At 71.8% G+C, this 26511-nt stretch carries 25 protein-coding genes; 18 read left to right on the top strand and 7 right to left on the bottom strand.

Features of this window, described 5'->3' with window-relative positions; all coding sequences use genetic code 11:
- Positions 1–142 precede the first annotated feature (142 nt).
- The 7 genes from pdxH (at position 143) to O7604_RS07060 (ending at position 6047) form a co-directional block, all read left to right on the top strand.
- Complete coding sequence (gene pdxH, locus O7604_RS07090; protein WP_281579928.1) at positions 143–772, top strand: pyridoxamine 5'-phosphate oxidase; 630 nt, start codon at positions 143–145, stop codon at positions 770–772.
- Positions 769–2061 carry an MFS transporter gene (locus tag O7604_RS07085; protein ID WP_269702676.1) on the top strand — a complete coding sequence of 431 codons (1293 nt, stop codon included), beginning with the start codon at positions 769–771 and terminating at the stop codon, positions 2059–2061. The genes pdxH and O7604_RS07085 overlap by 4 nt, the downstream gene beginning before the upstream one ends.
- A gap of 16 nt (positions 2062–2077) precedes the next feature.
- The gene (locus O7604_RS07080; RefSeq protein ID WP_281579192.1) at positions 2078–3004 is read left to right on the top strand and encodes an aldose 1-epimerase family protein; all 927 of its coding nucleotides are present in this window, start codon (positions 2078–2080) and stop codon (positions 3002–3004) included.
- A gap of 2 nt (positions 3005–3006) precedes the next feature.
- Positions 3007–3609, top strand: coding sequence for a nitroreductase family protein (locus O7604_RS07075; RefSeq protein WP_281579191.1), 603 nt, complete (start codon positions 3007–3009; stop codon positions 3607–3609).
- Positions 3610–3662: 53 nt separating this feature from the next.
- Positions 3663–3968, top strand: a complete 306-nt coding sequence (locus tag O7604_RS07070) for a type II toxin-antitoxin system VapB family antitoxin (RefSeq protein ID WP_013283726.1) — start codon at positions 3663–3665, stop codon at positions 3966–3968.
- Positions 3969–3999: 31 nt separating this feature from the next.
- Positions 4000–5160 (top strand): acyl-CoA dehydrogenase family protein, encoded by a 1161-nt coding sequence (locus tag O7604_RS07065; protein WP_281579190.1) that lies wholly within the window; start codon positions 4000–4002, stop codon positions 5158–5160.
- 116 nt (positions 5161–5276) lie between these two features.
- The gene (locus O7604_RS07060) at positions 5277–6047 is read left to right on the top strand and encodes a DUF4230 domain-containing protein (protein ID WP_269702670.1); all 771 of its coding nucleotides are present in this window, start codon (positions 5277–5279) and stop codon (positions 6045–6047) included.
- Between the two features lie 82 nt (positions 6048–6129).
- Here the strand turns inward: O7604_RS07060 and O7604_RS07055 are convergent, their stop codons facing one another.
- Positions 6130–6333 carry a PspC domain-containing protein gene (locus O7604_RS07055; protein ID WP_013473752.1) on the bottom strand — a complete coding sequence of 68 codons (204 nt, stop codon included), beginning with the start codon at positions 6331–6333 and terminating at the stop codon, positions 6130–6132.
- A gap of 493 nt (positions 6334–6826) precedes the next feature.
- On the bottom strand, positions 6827–7951 hold the full coding sequence (locus O7604_RS07050; RefSeq protein WP_281578051.1) for an IS110 family transposase: 1125 nt from the start codon (positions 7949–7951) through the stop codon (positions 6827–6829).
- Between the two features lie 890 nt (positions 7952–8841).
- Between O7604_RS07050 and O7604_RS07045 the strand changes: the two genes are divergently transcribed.
- The 7 genes from O7604_RS07045 (at position 8842) to O7604_RS07015 (ending at position 18476) form a co-directional block, all read left to right on the top strand.
- Positions 8842–10212, top strand: coding sequence for an L-serine ammonia-lyase (locus O7604_RS07045; RefSeq protein WP_281579189.1), 1371 nt, complete (start codon positions 8842–8844; stop codon positions 10210–10212).
- A 66-nt stretch (positions 10213–10278) separates the two neighbouring features.
- Positions 10279–11106 carry an ABC transporter permease gene (locus O7604_RS07040; protein WP_047893864.1) on the top strand — a complete coding sequence of 276 codons (828 nt, stop codon included), beginning with the start codon at positions 10279–10281 and terminating at the stop codon, positions 11104–11106.
- On the top strand, positions 11107–11850 hold the full coding sequence (locus O7604_RS07035; protein ID WP_013283732.1) for an ABC transporter ATP-binding protein: 744 nt from the start codon (positions 11107–11109) through the stop codon (positions 11848–11850).
- Between the two features lie 83 nt (positions 11851–11933).
- On the top strand, positions 11934–13799 hold the full coding sequence (locus O7604_RS07030) for a DUF5941 domain-containing protein (protein WP_281579927.1): 1866 nt from the start codon (positions 11934–11936) through the stop codon (positions 13797–13799).
- A gap of 16 nt (positions 13800–13815) precedes the next feature.
- Positions 13816–15999, top strand: a complete 2184-nt coding sequence (locus O7604_RS07025) for a bifunctional glycosyltransferase family 2 protein/CDP-glycerol:glycerophosphate glycerophosphotransferase (protein ID WP_269702664.1) — start codon at positions 13816–13818, stop codon at positions 15997–15999.
- Positions 16000–16156: 157 nt separating this feature from the next.
- Positions 16157–17470: an ABC transporter ATP-binding protein gene (locus O7604_RS07020; RefSeq protein WP_269702663.1), complete on the top strand. Its 1314-nt coding sequence runs from the start codon at positions 16157–16159 to the stop codon at positions 17468–17470.
- A 64-nt stretch (positions 17471–17534) separates the two neighbouring features.
- Positions 17535–18476: an aminoglycoside phosphotransferase family protein gene (locus O7604_RS07015; protein ID WP_281579188.1), complete on the top strand. Its 942-nt coding sequence runs from the start codon at positions 17535–17537 to the stop codon at positions 18474–18476.
- Here the strand turns inward: O7604_RS07015 and O7604_RS07010 are convergent.
- Entirely contained in the window at positions 18466–18843 is a 378-nt protein-coding gene (locus O7604_RS07010) for a nuclear transport factor 2 family protein (protein ID WP_281579187.1), read from the bottom strand. The genes O7604_RS07015 and O7604_RS07010 overlap by 11 nt on opposite strands.
- Entirely contained in the window at positions 18825–19574 is a 750-nt protein-coding gene (locus tag O7604_RS07005; RefSeq protein WP_281579186.1) for an AAA family ATPase, read from the bottom strand. The genes O7604_RS07010 and O7604_RS07005 overlap by 19 nt, the downstream gene beginning before the upstream one ends.
- Here O7604_RS07005 and O7604_RS07000 point away from each other — a divergent pair.
- Complete coding sequence (locus tag O7604_RS07000) at positions 19573–20529, top strand: sulfotransferase (protein WP_281579185.1); 957 nt, start codon at positions 19573–19575, stop codon at positions 20527–20529. The two genes, O7604_RS07005 and O7604_RS07000, sit on opposite strands and share 2 nt — an antisense overlap.
- Before the next feature lie 13 nt (positions 20530–20542).
- Here O7604_RS07000 and O7604_RS06995 read toward each other — a convergent pair whose 3' ends face one another.
- The 3 genes from O7604_RS06995 to O7604_RS06985 all read right to left on the bottom strand — a co-directional run bounded on the left by O7604_RS06995 (position 20543) and on the right by O7604_RS06985 (position 22725).
- The gene (locus O7604_RS06995) at positions 20543–20872 is read right to left on the bottom strand and encodes a hypothetical protein (RefSeq protein WP_269702655.1); all 330 of its coding nucleotides are present in this window, start codon (positions 20870–20872) and stop codon (positions 20543–20545) included.
- A gap of 62 nt (positions 20873–20934) precedes the next feature.
- Complete coding sequence (locus tag O7604_RS06990; protein WP_269702653.1) at positions 20935–21459, bottom strand: hypothetical protein; 525 nt, start codon at positions 21457–21459, stop codon at positions 20935–20937.
- Positions 21460–21546: 87 nt separating this feature from the next.
- Positions 21547–22725, bottom strand: a complete 1179-nt coding sequence (locus tag O7604_RS06985; RefSeq protein ID WP_269702651.1) for a Fic family protein — start codon at positions 22723–22725, stop codon at positions 21547–21549.
- A gap of 131 nt (positions 22726–22856) precedes the next feature.
- On the opposite strand from O7604_RS06985, the gene O7604_RS06980 reads away from it, so the two are divergent.
- From O7604_RS06980 to O7604_RS06970, 3 genes are read left to right on the top strand one after another with little or no spacing between them, the layout of a single operon-like run.
- On the top strand, positions 22857–23324 hold the full coding sequence (locus O7604_RS06980) for a DUF4442 domain-containing protein (protein ID WP_269702650.1): 468 nt from the start codon (positions 22857–22859) through the stop codon (positions 23322–23324).
- 47 nt (positions 23325–23371) lie between these two features.
- Positions 23372–24124, top strand: coding sequence for a beta-phosphoglucomutase family hydrolase (locus O7604_RS06975; RefSeq protein WP_281579184.1), 753 nt, complete (start codon positions 23372–23374; stop codon positions 24122–24124).
- The gene (locus O7604_RS06970) at positions 24121–26493 is read left to right on the top strand and encodes a glycoside hydrolase family 65 protein (RefSeq protein WP_281579183.1); all 2373 of its coding nucleotides are present in this window, start codon (positions 24121–24123) and stop codon (positions 26491–26493) included. The genes O7604_RS06975 and O7604_RS06970 overlap by 4 nt, the downstream gene beginning before the upstream one ends.
- Positions 26494–26511 lie beyond the last annotated feature (18 nt).

Genomic DNA, 26511 nt, shown 5'->3' with positions numbered 1-26511 from the left:
GCGCCACGCGACATCCCCGCCGCTGGACGTCCGTTCGGGAAGGAGAAGACTGGGTACCGGGGCCTGGCCAGCGTCGGGGGACGCCGGTACGCCCGGGAGAGGGACTGCCACAGTGACAGGCGACACACCCGCCCCGGCCGGTATGCGTAACGAGTACGCCGCCGACCTGGGCCTGACCGAGACCGACCTGGCGCCGGACTGGCACACCCAGTTCGCCGGCTGGTTCGCCGACGCGGTGGCCCATCCGCTGCCGGAGCCGAACGCGATGGTGCTCGGCACCGCCGACGCGCAGGGCCGGCCCAGCGGGCGCACCGTGCTGCTCAAGGGGTACGACCCGGAGGGCTTCGTCTTCTACACCAACCACGGCTCGCGCAAGGGCGCCGAGGTGACCGGGAACCCGTGGGCCAGCCTGGTGTTCCCCTGGTTCCGGATGCAGCGGCAGGTGACAGTGACCGGCCGGGTCGAGCAGGTGGACCGGGCCGAGACGCAGGCGTACTTCGCAAGCCGGCCGCGCGGCTCGCAGCTGGGCGCCTGGGCCAGCGCCCAGTCGACCGTGGTGCCGGACCGGGCCGCGATCGACGAGGCGTACCGGGCGGCGGCCGAGCGGTTCGCCGCCGTGGACCCGATTCCCGCGCCGCCGCACTGGGGCGGTTTCCGGGTCCGGCCGGAGACCGTCGAGTTCTGGCAGGGCCGGGCCAGCCGGCTGCACGACCGGCTGCGCTTCCGGCGTACCGGGAACGGGGTATTCGTCGTCGAGCGGCTCGCGCCGTGACCGATGTCACAACACCACGGCGGCGGGGAGCGCGCCGCTGGGCGATCGACCTGCGTCCGTTGCGGGTGCCCGCGTACCGGCGGGTGTGGACCGGCAACGCGATCGCCATGTTCGGCTTCCAGTTCACCGCCGTGGCGGTGCCGGTGGAGATGTTCGACCTGACCGGCGGCTCGCTCTGGGTGGGCCTGCTGGGCATCGCCGGCTTCGTGCCGCTGCTGGTCTTCGGGCTCTGGGGCGGCGCGGTCGCAGACGCCCGGGACCGCCGCCGCGTGCTCCTCGTCGGCGGCTGCGTGCTCTGGGCCTCCACGCTCGGGCTGCTGGTGCAGTCGCTGGCCGGTGTGCGCAGCCCGTTGCTGCTCCTGCTGCTGGTCGCCCTCCAGTCCACGGCCTTCGCGATCACCTCGCCGGCCCGCAGCGCGATCCTGCCCCGGCTCGTGCCGGCCGAGCTGGTTCCGGCGGCCACCACGCTGAACTTCACCACGTTCACCGCCGCCGCCGTCTTCGGCCCGCTCGCCGCCGGCCTGATCTTCGCCGCCTGGCAGGTCGAGGTGGCGCTGCCCATCGCGTACGCGGCGGACGCGCTGCTGTACACGGCGGCGCTCTGGGCCACGCTGCGGCTGCCCGCGATGCCGCCCACGCCGGACCCGGACGGCGGCGTCCGCAAGGCCGGGTTCGCCAGCATCGTCGACGGCTTCCGCTACCTGGCCACCACGCGGGTGCTGCTGCTCTCCTTCGCCATCGACCTGATCGCGATGATCCTGGCCATGCCGCGGGCGCTGTTCCCGGAGCTGGCGCAGGAACGCTTCGGCGGCGCCTCGGCGGTCGGCTGGCTCTACAGCTCCATCGCCATCGGCGCGATGCTGGGCGGCCTGACCTCGGGATGGATCGGCCGGGTCCGCCGCCAGGGCCTCGCGCTCACCGTGGCGGTGGTCGGCTGGGGTGTGGCGATCGCGCTCGCCGGGCTGGCCGGTCAGCTGTGGGTCGCCGTGGTGCTGCTGGGCGTCGCCGGTGCCGCCGACCTGGTCAGCGCCACGCTGCGCCAGTCGATGCTGCTCGTCTACGCGCCGGACCGGATGCGCGGCCGTCTCCAGGGCGTGAACACGGTGGTGGTGGCCGGCGGCCCGCGCCTGGGCGACCTGCGGGCCGGTGCGATGGCTGCCGGTTTTGGCACCGGATTCGCCATGGTCGGCGGCGGCCTGGCCGCCGCCGTCCTCGCGGTGGCGCTGGTGGTGGCGTTCCCGGCGCTGCTGCGCTATCGCTCGACCACCCCCGCCGAGGAGGACCGCTGACGGTAGGGTCGCCGACATGGGGATCGACGTGCAGCCACCTTCCGGTACACAGTGGACCATCGCGGCCGACGGCCACGAGGCCGTCGTGGTCGAGGTGGGCGGCGGGCTGCGGGCCTACCGCTACGACGGCGTGGACCACCTCGACGGGTACGCCGAGGACGAGGTCTGCCCCGGCTCGGCCGGCCAGGTGCTGGCGCCCTGGCCGAACCGCATCCGGGACGGCATCTACACGGTCGGGGAGCGGTCGCTGCAGCTCGACCTGACCGAGCCGGAGCGGCACAACGCCCTGCACGGCCTGGTCAACTGGGTGCGGTGGCAGCCGATCGAGCAGTCCGCGGACAGCGTGACCATCGGCTACGACCTGCCGCCGAGCCCCGGCTACCCGTGGGCGCTGCGGCTGCGGGCCCGGTGGAGCGTCGGCCCGGACGGCCTGCGGGCCGAGCACGAGGCGACGAACCTCGCCGACGAGCCCGCGCCGTTCGGCTTCTCCGTGCACCCCTACCTGCAACTGCCGAAGGTCGGCGTGGACGAGCTGCGGCTGCACCTGCCGGCCCGGCGGCGGGTGCTGGTGGACAGCCGCCTGCTGCCGGTCGCCGCCGCCGAGGTGGCCGGCTCCGAATACGACTTCACCAGCCCGCGCCCGATCGGCGACCTGGTGCTCGACACCGCGTTCGGTGACGTCGAGCGGGACGCCGACGGCGGCTCGGCGGCGGTGCTGAGCGCGCCGGACGGCTCGTCCGGCCTGCGGATCTGGGCGGACCGCGAGTTCGGCTGGTGGCAGGTCTTCACCGGCGACACCCTCGGCGGGGAACGGCACCGCCGGTCGGTGGCGGTGGAGCCGATGACCTGCCCGCCCGACGCGTTCCGCTCCGGCAAGGACCTGATCATGCTGGAGCCGGGGCAGACCTGGCGGGGCGCCTGGGGCGTCCGCCCGGAGGCCTGAGCGTGGAGTTCGCCGAGGTCGTCCGGCGCCGCCGGATGGTGCGCAACTACGACCCCGACCGGCCGGTTCCGCCGGAGGTCGTCGACCGGCTGCTGGACCACGCCGTCCGGGCCCCGTCGGCCGGTTTCTCCCAGGGCTGGGGCTTCCTCGTGCTGGAGGAACCCGAGGACCGGGAACGGTTCTGGGCCGCCACCACTCCCGGTGGCGGCGGCCGGGAGCGCTGGCTCGCCGGGATGCGCCGGGCGCCGCTGATCGTGGTGCCGCACGCCAACCGCGACGCCTACCTGGACCGCTACGCCGAGGCGGACAAGGGCTGGGCGGACCGCGACGAGGACCGCTGGCCGGTGCCCTACTGGTACGTGGACACCGGTTTCGCGGCGCTGCTGATGCTGCTCACCGCCGTCGACGAAGGGCTGGGCGCCTGCTTCTTCGGCATCCCGCCGCAGCGCATCGGGGCGTACCGGGAGGCGTTCGGGGTACCGCCGGAACTGCACCCGATCGGCGCCATCACTGTCGGTTATCGAGCCGTCGACCACCGGTCACCGTCGCTGCGCCGAGGGCGGCGTCCGGTGCAGGATGTGGTGCGGCGGGGACGGTGGACCTGAGCGGTTAGGCTGACATCCACATTGTCAGCCTGGCCTGGGGAGGAGAGCACGCCGTGATCTTCAGGGCGGTCCGGGACGGGCGTCCCTACCCGGAGCACAACCTCACGCTGAAGCAGTGGGCCGAGATTCCGCCGCGCCCGCTGCGGCTTGACCAGCTCATCACCACCAAGCGCGAACTTGCGCTGGACAAGCTTCTCGCGGAGGACTCCACCTTCTACGGCGACCTCTTCCCGCACGTCGTCCAGTGGAACGGCGGCCTCTACCTGGAGGACGGCCTGCACCGGGCGCTGCGTGCGGCGCTCCAGCAGCGCAACCAGATCCACGCGCGGGTGCTCGTGCTCGGTGACCAGGGCGAGTGACGCCTTTCTGAGTCATGGTTAAGGTGACGCCATGACTCCTCTCGACCTGCTCGACATCGATGGGTCGCTCAGCGACGAGGAGCGGCAGATCCGCGCCGTCGTACGCCGGCTCGTGACCGACCGGGTACGCCCGCACGTCGCCGGATGGTACTCCGACGGCCAGGTGCCGGCCCGCGAACTGGCCCGCGAGTTCGGCAAGCTCGGCCTGCTCGGCATGCACCTGACCGGGTACGGCTGCGCCGGCTCCTCCGCCGTCGCGTACGGGCTGGCCTGCCTGGAACTGGAGGCCGGCGACTCCGGCGTCCGGTCCCTGGTCTCGGTGCAGGGATCGCTGGCCATGTACGCCATCTGGCGCTACGGCAGCGAGGAGCAGAAGCAGCGCTGGCTGCCCGCCATGGCGGCCGGCGAGGCGATCGGCTGCTTCGGGCTCACCGAACCCGACCACGGCTCCGACCCCGCCTCGATGGCGACCCGGGCCCACCGCGACGGCGACGACTGGATCCTCAACGGCAGCAAGCTGTGGATCACCAACGCGCCGATCGCCGACGTGGGCGTGATCTGGGCGCGTACCGACGACGGGGTGCGCGGCTTCGCCGTACCCATGGACGCGCCGGGGGTGACGGCGCGCGAGATCCGGCAGAAGATGTCGCTGCGCGCGTCAGTGACCGGCGAGATCGCGCTAGACGACGTCCGGCTGCCGGCCGACGCGCGACTGCCCGAGGCGATCGGGCTCAAGGCGCCGCTGGGGTGCCTGACCGAGGCCCGGCACGGCATCGTCTGGGGCGCGCTCGGCGCGGCCCGCGACTGCCTGGAGACGGCCCTGGAGTACGCGACCACGCGCACCCAGTTCGGCCGCCCGCTCGCCGGTTTCCAGCTCACCCAGGCCAAGCTCGCCGACATGGCGGTGGAGTGGAACAAGGGCATGCTGCTCGCGCTGCACCTGGGCCGCCTCGCCGACGCCGGCTCGCTGCAGCCCCACCAGGTGAGCGTGGGCAAGCTGAACAACGTCCGCGAGGCGCTCGCCATCGCCCGGCAGTGCCGCACGATCCTCGGCGCCAACGGCGTGTCGGGGGAGTACCCGGTGATGCGGCACGCCAACAACCTGGAGAGCGTGCTCACCTACGAGGGCACCTCCGAGATCCACCAGCTCGTCATCGGCCAGCGGCTGACGGGCGTGTCCGCGTTCGCCTGACCTGCGGTTTCACCCGATCGGGTCGCTCGGCGCGCGACTGTCGCACGGTGGCCGTACCGTCATTGTCAGTCGATGTGTCGGACGAGGACATGAGTCGGACTAGGACGGTGAGGGCGATGGCCCGCGACGGTGACATCAACGAGCCCACCCGGGAGTTCCCGGACTACCCCACCAGCGAGTCCCTTCGCGACCGGGCGGAGGGCTCGCCCGATCCGGACCTTGGTCCGGGCACCCCGGCGTCGGGCGGCGGTGCGGCGCGCGGCCTGCTCTGGGTGCTCGGCGCGGCGGCGCTCGCGGTGGTGGTGCTGCTCGGCGTGCAGGCCACCGGTCTGCTGCCCGACTTCCGCAACCCGTTCGCCAAGGAGCAGACCGACCGCAGCCAGCCGCCGCTACTCAAGTCGATCCGTGACCTGAGCCGTTACGTCGCCGCCGAGGGCAACTTCCAGGTGGTGGTGGACGTGCAGAACGACAGGCGCAACGTGCCCGACTTCCTGCTCAACGAGCGCACCCTGTTCGTCGGGGCGGGCCGGGTCGAGGCGTACGTCGACTTCTCGAAGATCGCCGACGGGGCCGTGGTGGTCTCCGAGGACGGCAAGTCCGCCGAGATCAAGCTGCCCGCGCCGCAGCTCGGCGAGACCGACCTGGACATGGACAAGAGCTACGTGTTCGCCGAGCAGCGGGGCCTGATCAACCGGCTCAACGACCTGGTCGCCGGCGATCCCAACCGGCAGCAGCAGATCTACAAGCTCGCCGAGGACCGGATCACCGCCGCCGCCCGGGACAGCGGGCTCACCGCCCGGGCCGAGGAGAACACCCGCAAGATGCTCGAAGGGCTGCTGCGCTCCCTCGGGTACGAGAAGGTGACAGTCACCTACACCGCGCCCTGACCTTCGTGCCCTGACGCCGCGCGCCCGCCCCGATCGTCCGGGGCGGGCGCGTTCGCGTGCCGGCGTCCCGGCTCGTGTCGCGTCAGCGGGTGGCGAGGTAGCGGTCCTCGTTCGGCATCAGGATCCACAGGATCAGGTAGATGATCACCTGCGTGCCGGGCAGCAGCAGCGACAGCAGGAACAGCAGCCGGACCATCCCGGCCGACATGCCGAACCGCTGCCCCAGGCCGGCGCAGACACCGGCGATCATGCGCCCCTGGCGGGGCCGGACCAGTTTGCGACTCATCGTCGTCTCCCACTTCTGCGGCGATCCGCCGCGCTGATTCCACGGTAGAAAGGGGTACGCGCCGCGCCCTCAGCCCCGAGGAGGATCGGCGACCCGGGCACCCGTAGGTGCTTACCCCGGACCATCCCCACCGACGCACCCACCTGGTTGTCCGCAGAGGCTCCCCAGCCCACCCAGCCCACCCAACCCGCAGCCCCCCGCCCGGTCGCCCCAGCCCGCCGAACTCGCCCGGTCGCTCAGGTCGCCCTCCACGATCGCCCGTCGAGCGCCACCGCGCCGCTTCCCGCCCCGCTTGCGCGCCCTTCCCGCCCGCTCCGACCCCCGATCCGCCCGCGCCCAGCCCCGCCGCGGGCGGCTCCCGGCTTCCCGGCTCCCCGCCCCGCACCGCCCCCGCCCCCGCCCCCGCCCCCGCGATCTTGCACTTGGGGCCCTCGTGGTGCCCGATTCGCACCATTGTTGAGGGCCGTAAATGCAAGATCTGTGAAGGTGTTTGTCAAGCGTTGGTTTCGAGGGTGCGCCAGATTTGGCGGGCTATGTAGCGTTTGAGGCTGCGGGTGATTTCGGCTGGGGTGCGGCCTTCGGTGGTGCGGCGTTCGACGTAGTCCTTGGTGGGTTGGTGGCATCGTTGGCGGGTTTTCGCGATGGTGTGTAGGGCGGCGTTGAGGGTGCGGTCGCCGCCTCGGTTGAGGCGGTGGCGGATGGTGCGTCCGGAGTTGGCGGGGACGGGGCTGGCGCCGGCGAGTGAGGCGAAGGCGGCTTCGTTGCGGAACCGGCCGGGGTGTGACCAGGCGGTCAGTGCGATCGCGGCGGTGACGGGGCCGATCCCGGGTTGGTCGAGCAGGGTGGGGCAGAGCTTGTCGACCAGGGTGCGGATCTCGGCGAGGTTGGCTTTCAGGAGCTTCTCGAGGGTCAGGATCTGCTCGGCCAGGGCTGCCAGTTGAGTGCGGCGCAGTCGGTCAAGTCCGCTGCCGCTGCCGCTGCCGCTGCCGCTGCCGCTGCCGCTGCCGGTGCCGCTGCCGGTGCCGCTGCCGGTGCCGGTGGTGAGGGTGGTGGCGTGTTGGACCTGCCGCAGGGTGTTCAGTCCGCGCATCTGTGTGCGTAGATCGTCGTCGGCGGTGAGGATCAGCGATTTGAACAGGTTGATGGTGGCGGTGCGGGTGTCGCTGTAGTGGCGGCGGCAGACGTGCAGCAGGCGCAGGGCTTCCCGGTCGCCGTCGGCGCGGGGCGTGGCGACGTGGTCGGCGGCCAGCACCGCGCGAGCGGCGTGCACGGCGTCCAACGCGTCGGACTTGCCGCCTCGCCGACGGCGTCCGGCAGCGGGTTTGGGTGCTTCCAGGACGTCCTCACCCGCGGCGCGCAGGACACGCAGCAGGCCGACCCCGTGACACCGGGCGCCGTCCAGGGCCCAGGCCCGCCGGCCCGTTCCCAGCCCGGTCGTCTGCCGCCCGGCCCAGGCCAGCAGAACAGCGGCGCCGTCGGCGGTGGCCGGCACGGTGATCTCGGCCAGCACTGTCCCGACCGGGGTGGTCACCGCGGCGGTGTGCGTATCGGTATGGGTATCCACACCGATGACCGCGTCAACACGGCCGGCCAGACGATCTGCCAGGATGGAAGGCACGGACGGTTCTCCCTTGCACGGGACGACGTTCGGACGGCGTCGGCCCGGGAGACGATCACCCGGCGGCACATCTGTGATGAGTCACGCGACACCAATCGCGGACAGGCTTCTGATCAGGCCAGCAAGGTGGGCCGGGCCGACGCCGGCAACCCACGAGGACAGGTCGCGCTTCACGGCACACCCTTCTGCGGTGGCCAGATCTTGCATGAGTCACTCGTCGATCACCGACGTCGAACCCTACCGATACCAACCCCTCCCGGAACCGGCCCACCTATAGAAGCGTCGCGGGAGTTGTGGGGTGGGCTGGGCGAGGGCTCCTCGTTCGGCTGCCTGCTGCGTCGAGCGCCTTCCGTCTTATGAGACAAGCGTTCCGCGAAGTGGGATTGGTGGAGATCTTGGTAGGAAAGTGCCCCTATGGGGGCCGTTTTGTACCAAGATCTCGCCGGGAGCCGGGAGCCGGGAGCCGGGAGCCGGGAGCCGGGAGCCGGGAGCCGGGAGCCGGGAGCCGGGAGCCGGGAGCCGGGAGCCGGGAGCCGGGAGCCGGGAGCCGGCAGGGCTGGGAGCGGCGATCTTGGAGTTGTGGCAGTTCGTGTATGCCGCAAAGACGTCGATTCCGGGTGCCACAACTCCAAGATCGACGGGGAGAGTGGGGGCGATCTTGAGGTGGCCGCCCCGGAAGCCGGCCCGGACGGAGCGGTGGAGGGTGGGGCGGACCGCGCGCAACAAGGGCGGGCATGGCGTGGAGTGGGGGCGGGTATTCACGGGGGCGAGGTAGGCTCGCCGGTTGGGCGCCCCCACCCCGGGCGCCGGCCGTCCACCCGCCCGGCGGGCGCGGCACCCACGCACCGGCTCGGCTCCGCACAACGGGGACGACGGCGAGGAAGCAGCACATGATCAGTGTTTTCGATCTTTTCAGCGTCGGTATCGGGCCGTCCAGCTCGCACACCGTCGGGCCGATGCGGGCCGCCCGTACGTTCGTGGCGGGCCTGAAGGCCGACGGACAGCTCGCCGACGTGGCGCGGGTACGGGCGGAGCTGTTCGGCTCGCTCGGCGCGACCGGCCACGGGCACGGCAGTGACCGGGCGGTGCTGCTGGGGCTGGAGGGCGAGGTCCCGGAGACCGTCGATACCGACTCGGTGGGGCCGCGCGTCGAGCGGATCCGCACGCAGCGGCGGCTCGACCTGTTCGGCAGCCAGGGGATCGACTTCGACCCGGACGCCGATCTGGTGCTGCACCGTCGGCGCTCGCTGCCGTACCACCCGAACGGGATGACGTTCGCGGCGTACGACGCGGCCGGGAACGAGGTGCGGACGCGCACGTACTACTCGGTCGGCGGCGGGTTCGTGGTGGACGAGGCGGCCGCCGGGGCGGACCGGATCAAGGCCGACACCACCCGCGTACGGCACCCGTTCCTCACCGGCGCGAAACTGCTGACCGTCACCTCCGGGACCGGCCTGTCGATCAGCGAGGTGATGCTCGCCAACGAGCTGTCGTGGCGCAGCGAGGCGGACGTCCGCGCGGGGCTGCTGGAGATCTGGCGCGTGATGCGCGAGTGCGTGGAGAGCGGCTGCACCCGCGACGGCGTACTCCCGGGCGGGTTGAAGGTCCGGCGGCGCGCGGCGGAGATGCGGCGCAGCCTGGAGGCGGAGACCGGCAGCCAGGACCCGCTGCGGGCGATGGACTGGGTGACGTTGTTCGCGCTCGCGGTCAACGAGGAGAACGCGGCCGGCGGGCGGGTGGTCACCGCGCCGACGAACGGCGCCGCCGGGATCATCCCGGCCGTGCTGCACTACTACACGCGGTTCGTACCCGGCGCCTCCGAGGAGGGCGCGGTCCGGTTCCTGCTGGCGGCGGGCGCGATCGGCGTGCTGTTCAAGGAGAACGCGTCGATCTCCGGCGCCGAGGTGGGCTGCCAGGGCGAGGTCGGTTCGGCGTGCTCGATGGCGGCGGCCGGGCTGGCCGAGGCGCTCGGCGGTACGCCGGAGCAGGTGGAGAACGCCGCCGAGATCGGCATGGAGCACAACCTGGGGCTGACCTGCGACCCGGTGGGCGGCCTGGTGCAGATCCCGTGCATCGAGCGCAACGCGGTGGCGAGCATCAAGGCGATCACGGCGGCCCGGCTGGCGTTGCGCGGCGACGGGGTGCACCACGTGTCGCTGGACAAGGTCATCAAGACCATGCGGGAGACCGGCGCGGACATGAAGGTCAAGTACAAGGAGACCGCGCGCGGCGGCCTCGCCGTCAACGTGATCGAGTGCTGACCTCGTTGGGGTGATCCCGGCCCGCACCCGGCCCGGGAGCGCGACTGACAAAGCGACCATCATGCGGTGACGTCAGGCGTCGCGGCGCTCTGGTCCGCCCGCACCTCGCTGCGCATCCTGGTCCGGCGGGATCTCGCGGTGAAGTACCAGCAGTCGGTGCTGGGCTACTTCTGGTCGCTGATCGAGCCGCTCGGCATGGGCCTGATCTACTGGTTCGTCTTCGGCGTGCTCTATTCCGGCGCCACCCGGCGGCACCTTGGCGAGGCGGCCGGGTCGTACCCGCTGTTTCTGATCACCGGGATCTTCGCCTGGATGTGGGCGAGTTCGGCGCTGACCGAGGCGGCGAACGCGCTCACCGGGCAGTCCCGGCTGATCACCACGATGAACCTGCCCCGGCCGATCTTCCCGATCGGGCGGGTCGCCGGCCGGTTTGCCGAGTACCTGGCCGGGTTGCCGATCCTGGCCGCCGTCGCGGCGCTCTACGCGAGCCAGGGGAAGATCCGCCCCGGCTGGAGCCTGCTCGCCCTGCCGCTGGCGGTGGCGGTGCAGTTCGTGCTGCTGGTGGGCCTGGCGCTGCTGCTGTCGGCGGGCAATGTGCTGATGCGCGACATCGAGCGCACCATGCGGCTGGTCATCCGGCTGCTGTTCTACGCGACGCCGATCATCTATCCGCTCGACCTGGTCCGGGAGTCGGGCATGCCGGGCTGGCTCAAGATCGGGTACGAGCTGAACCCGCTGGTCGGGATCTTCCAGCTGCACCACGCGGTCTGGTATCCGGACGAGTTCCCGGACGCCCGGCTGCTCACGATCACGGTGTCCGGCAGCGTGCTGGTGCTGGCGCTGGGCTGGTGGGCGTTCCACCGCCTCGAACCGGCAGTGCTGAAGGAACTCTGAATGGCCCCGATCATCGAGGCGGACGGGCTCGGCATCCGGTTCGTCCGCAACCGGCGCCGCCAGCTGCGGCTGCGGGAGCTGATCGTGCACCGGGGCGCCCGCGACCCGGACGCGGGCCGGTTCTGGCCGTTGCGCGACCTGTCGTTCCGGGTCGAGCCGGGCGAGACGGTGGGCGTGGTGGGCCGCAACGGCACCGGTAAGAGCACGCTGTTGCGGCTGATCGCCGGTGTGCTCATCCCGGACGAGGGCTCGATCCGGGTGCACGGCCGGGTGGCGCCGCTGCTCGAACTGTCCGCCGGGTTCTCCGGCGACCTGACCGGCCGGGAGAACCTCTACCTGGTGGGCGGGCTGCACGGGCTGTCGTCGGCGTACCTGCGGGAACACTTCGACGAGATCGTCTCGTTCGCCGGTGAGCAGGTGGAACGCGCCATCGACACGTCGGTGCGGCACTACTCGTCGGGGATGAAGGTGCGGCTGGGCTTCGCGGTGATCGCGCACCTGCCGCACCCCGTACTGCTTGTGGACGAAGTGACAGCGGTCGGGGACGCGGAGTTCCGCGCGAAGTGCTATGCGACCATCGAGCGACTTCTCGCGGAAGGGCGCACGCTGGTGCTGGTGTCACACAACGACAAGGACCTCACCCGGTTCTGCCGTCGGGGGCTCTACCTCGATGCCGGACGGCTGATCGTCGACGGGACGATCGACGAGGCGCTGGCCGCCTACGCCGACGCGGCGAAGCGGTGACGCTCGCGATCGTGCTCGCCGCCGACCCGGCGGCGGGCCGCTCCACCGAGCCGTCGAGCCGCCCGACCGAGCCGGGCCGCCCGATCGAACCGCTCGCCGAACGGCTGGCGGCGCAGTGGCGCCGGGCCGGGGCGGACGACGTGCGCGTCGCCGCCGACCTGACCGAGCTGGCCGACCTGGTGGCCGCCGCGACCGGCCCGGTGCTGGTCAGTGGCGCCGACCTGGTGGCGCACACGGCCGTACTCAAGCACCTCGCGACCAGCCCGGTGGGGCCGACGGTGGCGCTGGTGCTCACCGATCCGCCCGCGCCCGGGCAGGCCACGGTGCGCGAGGAGCGCGGCCAGGTGGTCGAGGTCGACGCCGCCGACGCGAGCGGCGTGTTCGGCGGCGCGCTGCGGGTGGGCGCGGCCGACCTGCCGGCGCTCGCCGAGGCCGCCCGCCGAGCCGCGGACGGCGGGCCGCGGAACGCGGTGGACCGGCTCGTGGCCGACCTCGCCGCCCGCGGCACGCTGATCTTCGCCCAGAGGGTACGTCTGCTCGTGGCGCACCGGGTCGGCGACGAGGCGCAGCGGGTGGCGGCCGAGGCTGCGGTGGCCGCTGTGGACGAGGACCGCGCCGAGTTGAGACTGTCGGTGAAGGAGCGGGACGACTTCTTCACCACGTACTTCGTCAGCACCTGGTCCCCGTTCGTCACGAAGGCGGCGGCCCGGATCGGGATCGGGCCGACCGGGGTCACCATGGTCTCGGTGGCGTTCGCGGTGGCCGCGGCGGTGCTGTTCGGCGCCGGGGGACGGCCCGCGCTGGTGGCCGGCGCGGTCCTGCTCTACCTCGGGTTCGTGCTCGACTGCGTGGACGGGCAGCTGGCCCGCTACACCCGGCACTTCAGCGCCTGGGGCGGCTGGCTGGACACGATGGCCGACCGCTTCAAGGAGTACGTGGTCTACGCCGGTCTCGGCTACGGCGCCACGCACGCCGGGTTCCGGTACGGCTGGGCGCTGGCGCTGGCCGCGATGACGTTGCAGACCGTGCGGCACATGACCGACACCTGGTACGGCGCGCTGCACGACGAGGCGGCCCGGCGGCCCAAGGTGGTCAGCGCCGACGCGGGCGGCATCGGCGGCAAGCTGAACGCCGCGTCGACGCGGGTGCAGGCGGACACCGGCTCGGTGTCGTACTGGCTGAAGCGCACAGTGGTGTTCCCGATCGGTGAGCGGTGGGCACTGATCGCGATCGCCGCCGCGCTGTTCGGGCCGCTGGTGGCGCTGGTCGCGGTGCTGGTCTGGGGGACGCTGGCGTTCGCGTACACCGGGGGGTTGCGGACCTTGCGGGCGCGGTGGATGCGGGTGCCGGTGATGGCCACCGTGGACGCGGCTCTGCACCGGGACGACGGCCTGCTGGCCCGGACGCTGCCGGTCGCACGACGGCCGCTGCTGCTGGCGGTGTTCGGCGCGCTCGGCGCGGCCGGGACGCTGGTGTGGGCGCTGCTCGCGGTGCACGGCGGCGGGGATCTGCCGGTCTGGGTGCCGGTGCTCGCGCTGGTGCTGCTGCTCGGTGCGGCGCAGGGCTCGCGGGCGTCGCACGACGGGTCGCTGGACTGGCTGGTGCCGGCCGCGTTGCGGGCCGCCGAGTACCTGTTCGCGATCGCGATCGGGGTGGCGGGCCGGGCGCCCGCGTGGCTGATCTTCGGGTACGTGCTGGTGCTGACGCTGCACCACTACGACCTGACCGCCCGGCTGGAGAAGCGGCAGTCGGCGCCGCCGCTGCACGCCGCCACGCTGGGCTGGCCGGCACGTTCGGTGTTACTGGCAATCGGGCTGATCGCCGGATATGCGAGTATCGCTCTGGCTACACTCGCTGCGTACCTTCTCGTGGTTTTTGTCGCGAGCGTGGTCCTCGCCTGGGTGGTCCTGCCGGCCCGCGCCCGTGGGGGTGTGCGCTCGCCGGGCTGACGGAGGGCGGGCCGGGGTGACCTTGATCAGCTTCGTCGTGCCGGCCTTCAAGGTGCAGGGCTACCTGCGGGAATGCCTCGACTCGATCCTCGACCAGCCGTTCGGCGACATCGAGGTGATCGGTGTCGACGACGCCTCCCCCGACGACAGCGGCGAGATCCTGGCCGAGTACGCGCTGCGCGACCCCCGGGTCCGCCCGGTGCGGCTCGCCGAGAACGTCGGGCTCGGTCCGGCCCGCAACATCGGGCTGGACCGGGCCGTCGGCGAGTACGTGTGGTTCGTCGACGGGGACGACTGGCTGGTGCCCGGCTGCCTGCCGCACGTCGCGGACCGGCTCCGCGACACCGCGCCCGACGTGCTGATCGTCGACCACGTCCGGGCGCACTGGAACAACGTCGGCACCCGCAGCGCGATGCGCGACGTGTTCCCGGTGCCGCCGGGCGCGACGACATTCGCGCTGCGGGACCGGCCGGAGACGCTGAAACTGCTGCACACCGCGTGGAACCGGGTGGTACGCCGGGAGTTCCTGCTCGAACGCGGGCTGCGCTTCGAGCCGGGCTGGTACGAGGACGTCTCGTTCAGCTATCCGGCGCTGATGGCGGCCGAGCGGATCGGCGTACTCGACCGGATCTGCCTGAACTACCGGCAGCGCCGCACCGGCGCGATCACGAAGACCCGGGGGGACCGGCACTTCGAGGTCTTCGCCCAGTGGCACCGGGTGTTCGGGCTGATGGACCGCTGGAAGGTGACCGGGCTGCGGCCGGCGGTCTTCGAGCGGATGATCTGGCACTACCTCACGGTGCTCGGCAACGGCGACCGGATCGCGCCCGAGCTGCGGGCGCCGTTCTTCGCCCAGATGCACGCCGACTACGTGCGGTTCCTGCCGCCCGAGGGCTATCCGGTCCCGCCCGGCGCGGAAGGGCTCAAGCATCGGCTGGTGGCGGCCGGCCGCTGGCGGACGTTCAGCGCGTTGCGGGAGGCGCACCAGGCGGGGGAGACGGCCCGGCGGACCGCGCGGCGGGCCCGGCGACGGGTCACGCCGGTGGTGCGGCGTACCGCCCGGCGGGCGCGTGACCTGGCGCTGGGCGAGTACTACCGGGCGGAGCTGCACCGGCCGGTCGACCCGACGCTCGCCGTCTACGCGGCCTACTGGTACCGGGGCTACTCGTGCAATCCGGCGGCGATCTACGAGGCGGCCCGCCGGCTGGCGCCGCAGGTGCGTGGCGTGTGGATCGTCCGCCGGGACCGGGTGGCCGCGTTGCCGCCGGGCGTCGAGTACGTGGTGGCCGGCAGCCGCGAGTACCACCGCGTCCTGGCCCGTGCCCGCTGGCTCGTCAACAACGTCAACTTCCCGGACTTCGTGCGCAAGCGGCCGGGCTCGGTGCACGTGCAGACCCACCACGGCACGCCGGTGAAGGTGATGGGGCTGGATCAGCAGCGCTACCCGGTGGGCGCGATGGGGATGAACTTCGCCGGGCTGCTGCGCCGGGTCGACCGGTGGGACTACAGCATCACCTCGAACAGCTTCTCCACGCAGATGTGGGAGCGGGCGTACCCGGCGGACTACACCACGCTGGAGGTCGGCTACCCGCGCAACGACCGGCTGGCGCTGGCCACCGCCGAGGACCGCGGCCAGGTCCGCGCCGCGCTGGGCATCGCACCCGACGAGTACGTGGTCCTCTACGCGCCGACGCACCGCGAGCACCTGCCCGGGTGGCGGCCGCCGTTCGACCCGGACCGGATGCTCGACGTGCTCGGGCCCCGGGGCCGGCTGCTGATGCGCAGCCACTACTTCCACGACCGGGAGCGGCATCCCCGGGGACCGGCTGCGGACGGGGTGCTGGACGTGAGCGCGTACGACCGGGTGGAGGACCTCTACCTGGCGGCGGACGTACTGATCACCGACTATTCCTCGGCGATGTTCGACTACGCGGTGCTGGACCGGCCGATCGTGGTCTACGCGCCGGACTGGGATGCCTACCGGGTGGCTCGTGGCGTCTACTTCGACCTGCTTGCCGAGCCGCCCGGCGCGGTCGCGCTGGACTTCCCCGGTCTGCTCGACCTGTTCCGTTGCGGTGCTGTCGACGACGAGGCGGCCGAGCGGGCCCGGACGGCGTTCCGGTCGCGGTTCTGCGCCCTGGACGACGGGCACGCCGCCGAGCGCGTGGTGCGCCGGGTGTTCCTCGGCGAAACGCCGTAAAAGCGGCTACTCGCTGGTCACTTAATCGTGGAGCCCGGCGAATACCGCTTAATAGGACTGTCACGAGCCGAACATGGCACGTTTACCCGATGTGCGGATCAGATGATCCTGGTCACAGTCATTCCCGGGTTTGGGAGAGAAAACTGGGGAGGTGGCGGTGGCTACCGTCGCGCTCAAGGATGTCACCAAGGTGTTCCCGGACGGAACGGTCGCGGTCGACACCATCAATCTGGACGTCAACGACGGCGAGTTCATGGTGCTGCTCGGCCCGTCGGGCTGCGGGAAGTCGACGGTACTGCGCATGATCGCGGGGCTGGAGGATCCGTCCACCGGCGCCATCATGCTCGGCGGTGAGCTGGCGAACGACCTGCCGCCACGCGACCGGAAGATCGCCATGGTCTTCCAGGATTTCGCGCTCTATCCGCACATGACAGTCGGCGACAACATCGGCTTCCCGCTGCGCCTGAGCGGCGTCGAGCCGGGCCCGCGCGGCGAGCGGATCCAGGACGTGGCGAGCGCGCTCGGCATCGGCGACGTGCTCGCGCGCAAGCCCAGCCAGCTCTCCGGCGGCCAGCGGCAGCGGGTCGCCATGGGCCGGGCGATAGTGCGCCGGCCCGGCCTGTTCCTGATGGACGAGCCGCTGTCCAACCTGGACAGCGGGCTGCGCGCCGAGCTGCGGGCGGAGATCTCCGGCCTCACCCGCGAACTGGGCGTCACCACCATCTACGTGACCCACGACCAGGCCGAGGCGCTGACCATGGCCGACCGGGTCGCCATCATGCGCAAGGGTGTCCTCCAGGACGTGGGCACCCCCACCCAGGTGTACGGCCGGCCGGCGACGCTCTACGTCGCCGCGTTCCTGGGCAGTCCCCGGATGAACCTGCTGGAGGCGTCGGTCTACGTCCACCTCGACCGGTACGTCGCGCTGAACCTCGGTGAGCAGTCGCTCTACCTGCCCTGGGACGACATCCGCAGCCGGGCGGTGGCGCACTACCACGGTGAGCGGATCGTGGTCGGCATGCGTGCCGAGGCGCTCACCCCGGTCGCGCCGGACACCGCCGGGGACGTGCTGCACGGGCGGATCCGCTACCTGGAGCACCACGGGCACGAGTCGCTGGCGTTCCTCGACATCGGCGCCACCGCGATCGTCGTGGACGAGATGGGCACCCCGGTCGAGCAGGCCGCACCGGGCCAGCGCGGCCTGCGCCGGTTCAACCAGGTGATGCAGCGGCTCACCGGGCGCGCGACGGAGTCCTCCGCGCCCGCCCTGGAACCGGGCGGGGGTGGCGGCAACCGGACGAGCGTGCTGCCCGACCCGGGCCGCCACCACCGTCGTCCGGCGGAACTGGCGGTACGGCTGGCGCCGTACCCGCAGGTGTCGCCCGGGCACCCGCTCGCAGTGCAGGTGCGGATGGACGCGCTGCACTTCTTCGACGAGCGGGGCGACCGCATCGACGTCGGCTGGCGGTGAAAGGAAGGGCACCCTGTTAACGCCTCCGGTAGAGGAAGGGCCCCTTATTAACAACCACCGCCCGGTGGGAGCGGACGACTCCGGCTACGACCTCGGCCCTCCCCCACGGCGCATCGCCGTCGACGTGGAGCAGGTGCGCCGCCTCGTGGCCGGCCAGTTCCCGCACCTGGCCGGCCTCCCGATCGAGCCGGTCGCCAAGGGCGGCTGGGACAACTGGACCTTCCACCTCGGCCCCGAGCTGCTGGTGCGTCTGCCCAGCGCTGCCGCGTACGCCCTGGCGGTCGACAAGGAACACCTGTGGCTCCCGGTCCTCGCGGCTCGGCTGCCGTTGCCCGTCCCCGCCCCGGTGGCGAAGGGCGAGCCGGGTGCGGGCTACCCGTACCCGTGGTCGATCTACCGATGGCTCGACGGCGAGCCCGCCCGGCCGGACCGCATCGCCGACCCGGTGCGCTTCGCGCTCGACCTGGCCGAATTCCTCGCGGCCCTGCGGGACGTGGACGCCGCGGACGGCCCGCAGCCGGGTGTCCACAACTGGTTCCGGGGCGGCACGCTGCGCACGTACGACAAGAAAGTCGAGGATGCGCTCGTGGCGCTGGACGGCCACGTCGACGCCGCGCTGGTACGCGAGATCTGGGCGCGGGCGGTCGGCGCCCGCTGGGACGGGGTGGACCGCTGGTTCCACGGCGACATCGCCCCGGGGAACCTGCTGCTCACGCACGGCCGGCTGGCGGCCGTCATCGACTTCGGCACCTGCGGCGTCGGTGACCCGGCCTGCGACCTGGCGATCGCCTGGACGTTGTTGACCGCCGAGGGCCGGGCGGCGTTCCGCGAGCGCCTGTCGGTGGACGACGCGACGTGGGCGCGCGGACGCGGCTGGGCCCTCTGGAAGACCCTTTCCACCTGGTCCCGCACCTTCGACGACCCCGAGGACGCGGAGGAGGCAGCCGACGCGCACCGCGTTCTCGGGGTGATCCTCACGGATCAGGCGGCCGGCCTCAACCGGTAGCCCCCTTGTCCGGCGCGAAGGGCCACTCCTCGAACGACGCGCACCGGCCGTCCTCGGCGAAGCGTATGATCCAGAGATCGCGCCACTCCTGGTGGACCGGGTCGCCGTACCGGACCTGGATCCGTGCCACGGCGGTGTCGCCGTCGACCGCGACGACCTCCGCGGTCATGTCGAAGACCTCGTCGGGCCCGTCGCGTTCGCTGTCCCACATGCGGGTGATGGCGGGCAGGCCAACGACCGGATCCCGGTACGGCCCCTGCCGGTAGCTCGCGTCGGTCGTGAACATCGTGCCGAGCGCCGCCGTTCCCGGCGTGCGCCACGCCTGCTCGTACGCCGCGATCCAGGCGGTCACCCGCTTCCTGTCCATGGTTGCAGCCTGCCATCCAAGGCCGTCCGGGTCTCCCACATCGGCTGTCCGGGGTCGTCGTTGTGCACGACGACGTCGGCGTGCTCGACCGGGCGGGCAGTGGCGAAGTAGAGCCGCTGGGCGGGCAGGTAACGCTCGCGCCAGCGCCGTTCGACGTCGGCCCGGGACGACACCGGGCTCTCCCGGACCACCGCACGATCGACGGTACGGTCCAGCGCTGTCGACACGAAGACGCGCAGCTCCCACCGGTCGACCAGTTCCGGGCGCAGGAGGAAGACGCCGTCGAACACCAGCACGGCGTCGGCGGGGGCGGTGGTGGGCAGCGGGGACAGCACCGCGTCGGTGGTGTGGTCGTAGATCGTGCGCCGGAAGCGTCGATCGCCGTCGGGGCCGAGCGGGTCGAGCAGCACCCGGTTCAGCGACTGGTGGTCGTGGGTGTCGACGTAGCAGCCCTCGGCCGAGAACTCGCCGCGCCGGTAGCGCCGCGCCCGGGGGAAGAGGAAGTCGTCGACGGTCGCCCGGATGACGTACCGGCCCCGGGCCCGCAGGACGGCGGCCAGCTCGTCGGCGAGCGTGGTCTTGCCGGCGGCGGGCGGCCCGTCGACGGCGACCCGGGTCGGGTGTGCCACGGTGACGGACCCGACCGCGTCGGCTAGGAGGTCGATCAGCTGATCGCGGCGGGGATAATGAGGTTGCCCCCGCGCCGGGCCGGAAGTTTGACTGCCGTCCATGCCGTCTCCCTCACCGGTCTTCGTCGCGGGCACGGGCCGCTCGGGCACGTCGCGGATCGCCGACGTCATCGGCCAGCATCCGCTGATCCACCGGATCCCCATGGAGACCAAGTTCATTGTCGAGCCCGGTGGCCTGCGGGACCTGGCCGACGCGCTCACCGACCGGTACGACCCCATCGTCGGCGAGGACGCCCTGCACCGGCTGAGCGACTTCCTCACCGTACGCGTGCCCGGGCGGCGTGACGACCGGGGCAAGACCGTGCCCGAGCTGGTCGGCGTGGGTCGTTACCGGGAGGCCCTACACCGGCTCTGGCCGCAGGTCATCGCGTACGCGTACGACGAACCCGCACCCCCGGAGGGCTTCGGGGACGGCGACCGGCCCGCCGGACCGTTCGTGGCGGCGAGCCGACGGCGGGTCGTCCCGAGGTACTTCGGTGAGCGGGGCGAACTGATCGGCGTCCTGCGCGGCCTGGTCGACACCCTGTTCGCCGGGGCGGCGGCCGACGCGGGCAAGCCGACCTGGTGCGAGAAGACGCCGTTCAACCTCTTCGCCATGGATTTCCTCTGGGAGCTGGTGCCCGAGGCGACGATCGTGCACATCAAGCGTCATCCGGTCGCGGTGCTCGCCTCCCACCTGGCCCAGCCGTGGGCGCCGTCCACCGTCGAGGGGGCGTTGGCCTATCTGGTGCCGGTCTACCAGCGATGGTTGGCCTGGAAGAAGGCGGCCGACCTGACGAGCCGGCGGTACGTCGAGGTGAGGGCGGAGGACTTGGCGGCCGACTGGCCCGGGCAGCGGCGGGCCCTGTTCGAGCGGCTCGGCGTCGAGGACGCCGTCACCCCGTCGACGTTCCAGGCGGGCAAGCTCGCGCACCGCGACGACCAATTCGACGCCGGCACCCGCGCGTACGTCGAGCGCGAAATGGGCGAAATCATCCCCGCGATGGGATACGAGTGACTGCCGATCGGCCTCAGCAGGAGCCGGCGCGATCGATCGGGATCAGCAGGCCGGCACTCACGGCGATTCCCAGTACGGCGACCGACAGCCACGGCCAGGGGTTCCGGACGCGGGGCCGGATGCCTACCCGGGCCACGACGACGGAGAGGACCGCCGTCGCCGTCATCGCCAGGACCAGCAGGGCGTACGCGTCCCTCGCCGCCTGCGCCGAAGCGTAGGTGTCACCGTCGCACGGCGCCGACGGCGCCAGAAGCGGGATGCAACTGAGACAGCTCGCGACGACGAGCAGCGTGCCCAGCACGGTCACCAGAGTCGCTGCCGCCTTCGCCGCACGGGATCGCATCGACTGGACGGTAGGGCCCGAAGATCTCGGCGGTGACACGACCGGGCAACAGCAGGATCAGGTCACGCCCTGTGGCGCAGTTCGCGGAGAACGCCGTGCCGGCGGAGCGCCCACCCCAGGCGCCGCGCGCTCGGGTGCCGCACGAACAGCACCGCCGCCCGGCGGACCAGCCCGAACCGGTTGTCGCTCACCTGGTCGTCGACCGCCCGCCAGATCAGCTCGCGGACGCCCGCGCTGTCCAGCATCGCCCGTACCTCGTGGCGTACCCGGGGATCCTCGGCCGCGGAGGTGACGGCGGTGACCAGGCCGGGCCGGTCGGCGAGCGGCTCGACCGCCGCGGCGACGAGCGGCCGGCGTACGGTGTCCCGCTCCAGCAGCAGCAACACCGCCTCCCGGACCTCGGTGCTGTCGAGCCCGGACCGCAGCAGGCCCAGCGCGCTCCGCTCCACCTCGCGGTCGCGGTCCGGAAGGGACAGTGCGGCCAGCAGCACTGTCACCTCGTCGAGGTCGACGAGGTGACGTAGCCCGTCGCGGAACTCCGGCAGTGCCCACGCCACCGTCAGCCCGCGCGCGAGATCGCGGTTCATGGGCCACTCGCTACCCGAAGTCGACAGCCGCCGAAACGCCGCTGAGCTGATCCATCGGGCCGGACAGCGCCGTGACATGGACCGTGGTTACAACCGCTCACCCGAGCCGGTCGAATTGGCAGCCTCGGTCGCGAGAACGACCGGCATGGCCGGGTAGGGATCCCTGATCGGCTTGCGCCGCGCATGGACCCGTTCCCGTACCACGACCAGCGTGGGGCCGGCGACGTAATGCCTTCCCCGCCGCTCACCTCGTGCTTCCAGCAGGCCCTGCTCGACCAGGTTGGCCAGATCACGAGATGCGGTCCGATCCTCGACATCGGCGAGTTTGACGTACCCGGAGCGACGGATGCGGTAGCCCAGGACTGCCTCGTAGAGCAGATCGGTCACCCGCTCAGGGAGTCTTTTCTCGGCAACGATCGCGTCCAACTCCGACCAGATGCCGGACGCCTCATCGAAGCGGCGAGCGACGGTCTGTGCCTGCATGTGATGGGCGCGCAGGTTGAACGACACCCAGAGGCGCGCCGAACCTTCGGGGTTCCAGCGGCCACGCCCGGTAACCGCCAGCACGCGGTAGTAGTCCTCGGTGTTGCTGCCCAGCCACTCCTCGATGCTGGAGAAGGCCGGCTCGACGATCGCACGGCGGGAGAGCACCAGCGTCTGAAGGGCGCGTGCCATCCGTCCGTTGCCGTCACGGAACGGATGGATCATCACCAGGTTCAGATGCGCCATGGCTGCTTTGACGAGCGGGGAGGCGGTGACATCCGACCGTAGATCTTCGGTTAGCTCCTCCATGAGGTGAGGCACGTGGTCGGCGTCCGCGCCCTCGTACACCCGCTCATCGGTCCGCTCATCGTGTACGTAGATCGGGCCCTTGCGATATTGCCCCGGGCTCTTGCCCAGATCGTGCGAGAGCATCATGTAGTGCATGCTGCGGATCACCGACGTCTCGAAGCGGAAATGCGGATCCCCGGCGGTCTGCAGCACGTATCCCAGAGCCTGTCGATAGCCCCGAATCTCGGCGAAGGTTCGGTCGTCGGCGCTCAGCGGCTCCTCGCCGTCCAGCGCGGCAGCGGCGTCGTCCTCGGCGACCACGTAGCCCTCGATGCTGTTGGAGCCGAGAATCGCGCGGGCCAACATCGTGCGCCGGAGGCCACCGGTCCACCGGCGAGGAGTGCGCAGGACATCGGCGAGCACGCGACGCATGTCGTGCACCTCGGCCAGCACGGTCTCGTCGTGATCGCTGAGTTCAGGGGTGGAGAAGATCATCTCATGTCCCAATGTCTCTTAATAAGAGACAACGCTAGCTCCATGCGGTGCGGATGTCACTTACTTGGTGACATTTGGCCAGCGTGTTCCGGCATCTTGCCGGGGTTGTTACCGGCGAGTAGCGTTCGGGCATGAGCATCGACTCTCGCCAGGTGGCGGCCGGAATCCTCGACGCCGTGCCGTTCGCCCGCACGCTCGGGATCGAGTTCGTCGAGGTGGCGCCCGAGGCCGAAGGCGGGGTCCGGGTCGTGGCCCGGCTCCCCGACATCGCGGCGCACCACAACCACCTCGGCGGGCCGCACGCCGGCGCCATGTTCACGCTCGGGGAGAGTGCCTCGGGCGCGGTCGTCCTGGCCGCCTTCGGGCACGTCCTCGACCGGGCCGTACCCCTGCCGGTGACCGCCTCCGTCCACTTCCGCAAGATCGCGATGGGGTCGGTGCTGGCTACCGCACGGCTCGGTGGCGTACCCGCCGAGGTGCTGGCCGAGCTGGACGCCGGGCAGCGGCCGGAGTTCCCGGTCGAGGTGGAGGTCCGCACCGAGGACGGCACGCTCACCTCCTCGCTCACCGTGATCTGGACGCTCCGCCCGAACCGCTGAGCCCTGAATGGTGTTTGCCCGGCGCGGGCTCTGGTTAGATTCAAGCGATGCTGGGCCTCCCCGCGCACGTGCGCGCTTGTCTCTTCGATCTGGACGGTGTGCTGACGCAGACCGCCAAGGTGCACAACGCCGCCTGGGCGGAGACGTTCGACGCGTATCTGCGGCGACGGTCCGCGGAAACCGGCGAGCCGTTCCACCCGTTCGACAGCGGACCGGACTACAACCGGTACGTGGACGGCAGACCGCGCGCCGACGGGGTGCGCACATTCCTGGCCTCGCGCGGCATCACGCTGCCCGAGGGATCGCCGGACGACCCGCCCGAGGCGGACACCGTCAACGGCCTCGGCAACCGTAAGAACGTCGTGCTGCTCCAGCGGATCGAGCACAACGGCGTCGAGGTGTACGAGGGATCGGTGCGCTACCTGGAAGCGGCCACCTCGGCCGGGCTGCGCCGCGCCGTCGTCTCGGCCAGCGCCAACTGCGCCGCCGTGGTGCACGCCGCCGGGCTGGAACGCTGGCTGGAGGCAAGGGTGGACGGCGTGGTCGCCCGCGCGAGCGGGCTGCGCGGCAAGCCGCACCCGGACACGTTCCTGGAGGGCGCGCGACTGCTCGGCGTCGAACCGGCGCACGCGGCCGTCTTCGAGGACGCCCTCGCCGGTGTGGCCGCCGGGCGGGCCGGCGGATTCGGGTACGTGGTGGGCGTCGACCGGGTCGGCCAGGCCGACGAGCTGCTGGCGAACGGCGCCGACGTGGTGGTCACCGACCTCGCCGACCTGCTCGCCCCGGAGCCGGCCGCGTGATCCGGGAACGGGCGTACCCGGTCGAGCCCTGGCACGTCCGGGAGATGCAGCTCGACATGGACGTGCTGGCCCAGTCCGAGTCGGTGTTCGCGCTGTCGAACGGGCACATCGGGTTGCGCGGCAACCTCGACGAGGGCGAGCCGCACGGGCTGCCCGGCACCTACCTGAACTCGTTCTACGAGCTGCGCCCGCTGCCGTACGCGGAGGCCGGCTTCGGTTTCCCCGAGTCCGGGCAGACCATCGTCAACGTCACGAACGGCAAGCTGATCCGGCTGCTCGTCGACGACGAGCCGCTCGACGTGCGCTACGGCGAACTGCTCGCCCACGAGCGGGTCCTCGACATGCGCGCCGGCACCCTCCAGCGGGATCTGCACTGGCGTTCCCCGGCCGGTCGCGAGGTCAAGGTCCGTACCACCCGCCTGGTGTCGTTCACCCAGCGCTCGGTGGCCGCCATCCACTACGAGGTGGAGCCGGTCGACGGGCCGCTGCGCCTGATCCTCCAGTCCGAGCTGGTCGCCAACGAGTCGCTGCCGCCGCAGAGCCGCGACCCCCGGGTCGCCGCCGTACTCGAGTCGCCGTTGCAGGCCGAGGAGGAGCTGACCACCGACGACGGCGGGCAGCTCATCCACCGGACCAAGGTCAGCGGCCTGCGGGTCGCCGCCGCCATGGGCCACGACGTGGACGGGCCCGAACGCACCACGATCGAGAGCGAGGGGTACGAGGACTGGGTCCGCACCACCATCGGCTGCGTGCTCAAGCCCGGCCAGACGCTCCGCGTGGTCAAGTACCTCACGTACGGCTGGTCCAGCCGCCGGTCGCTCCCGGCGCTGCGCGACCAGGTCGGCGCGGCGCTCGCAGCGGCCCGGCTCGACGGCTGGGACGGCCTGCGCCGGGCCCAGCGCGAATACCTGGACGCGTTCTGGGACGCCGCCGACGTGCGCGTCGAGGGCGACCCCGAGGTGCAGCAGGCCGTCCGGTTCGGCCTGTTCCACGTCCTCCAGGCCGGCGCCCGCGCGGAACGCCGGCCGATCTCGGCCAAGGGCCTCACCGGCCCGGGGTACGACGGCCACGCGTTCTGGGACACCGAGATGTTCGTACTGCCGGTGCTCACCTACACGCAGCCGACCGCGGTGCGTGACGCGTTGCAGTGGCGGTACGACACGCTGGCCCAGGCGCAGGAACGCGCCCGCACGCTGAACCTCGCCGGCGCGGCCTTCCCGTGGCGCACCATCGAAGGGCCGGAGTCGTCGGCGTACTGGCCGGCCGGGACCGCCGCGTTCCACATCGCCGCCGACGTCGCCGACGCGTTGCGCCGCTACGTACTGGTCACCGGCGACGAGGCGCTGGAACGGGAGATCGGTCTGGAACTGCTTGTCGAGACCGCCCGGCTGTGGCGCTCGCTCGGCCACCACGACCGCGCCGGACGGTTCCACATCGACGGCGTGACCGGCCCGGACGAGTACACGGCGGTCAAGAACGACAACGTCTACACCAACCTCATGGCCCAGCGGAACCTGCGTACCGCCGCGGACTGCGCGATGCGCTACCGCGACCAGGCGCTCGACCTCGGCGTGACCGAGGAGGAGGCCGCCGCCTGGCGGGACGCCGCGAACGACATGCACGTCCCGTACGACGCGGAGACCGACGTGCACGAGCAGGTGGAGGGGTTCACCCGCTTCCAGGAGTGGGACTTCGAGCACACGCCGCCGGAGAAGTACCCGCTGCTGCTGCACTACCCGTACTTCGACCTCTACCGCAAGCAGGTCGTCAAGCAGGCCGACCTGGTGCTGGCCATGCACTGGCGGGGCGACGCGTTCAGCGCCGCCGAGAAGCTGCGCAACTTCGTCTACTACGAGCGGCGCACCGTACGCGACTCGTCGCTGAGCGCCTGCACCCAGGCGGTGCTGGCGGCCGAGGTCGGCTACCTCGAACTGGCCCACCGCTACCTGCGCGAGGCCGCGCTGATGGACCTGCACGACCTCAACGAGAACACCCGCGACGGTGTGCACATGGCATCACTGGCCGGCGCCTGGATCGCGCTCGTGGCCGGGTTCGGCGGGCTGCGCGACCACGACGGGACGCTCTCCTTCGCGCCCCGGCTCTCCAGCCGCCTCAGCCGCCTGGAGTTCTCGCTCCAGTGGCGCGGGATGCGGCTGCGGGTCGACGTCCGGCCGCACCAGACGACGTACTCGCTGCGCAACGGCGGGCCGGACACCGTCGTCGAGCTGCGGCACCACGGCGAGCCGGTGCGGGTCACCTCCGCGCAGCCGGTGACCGTGGCGGTGCCGCCGGCACACCCGAGCGGGTCGCAGCCGGAGCAGCCGCAGGGCCGCGCGCCGCTGATGCACCTGCCGGAACGCACGAACTGAGCGGCCCGCCACGACGGG

This window comes from Micromonospora sp. WMMA1947, from assembly GCF_027497355.1.
In the GTDB taxonomy this organism is placed as follows: domain Bacteria; phylum Actinomycetota; class Actinomycetes; order Mycobacteriales; family Micromonosporaceae; genus Micromonospora.
Note: the sequence above shows the minus strand (reverse complement) of the source record. Positions and strands in the feature narration are given on the sequence as shown.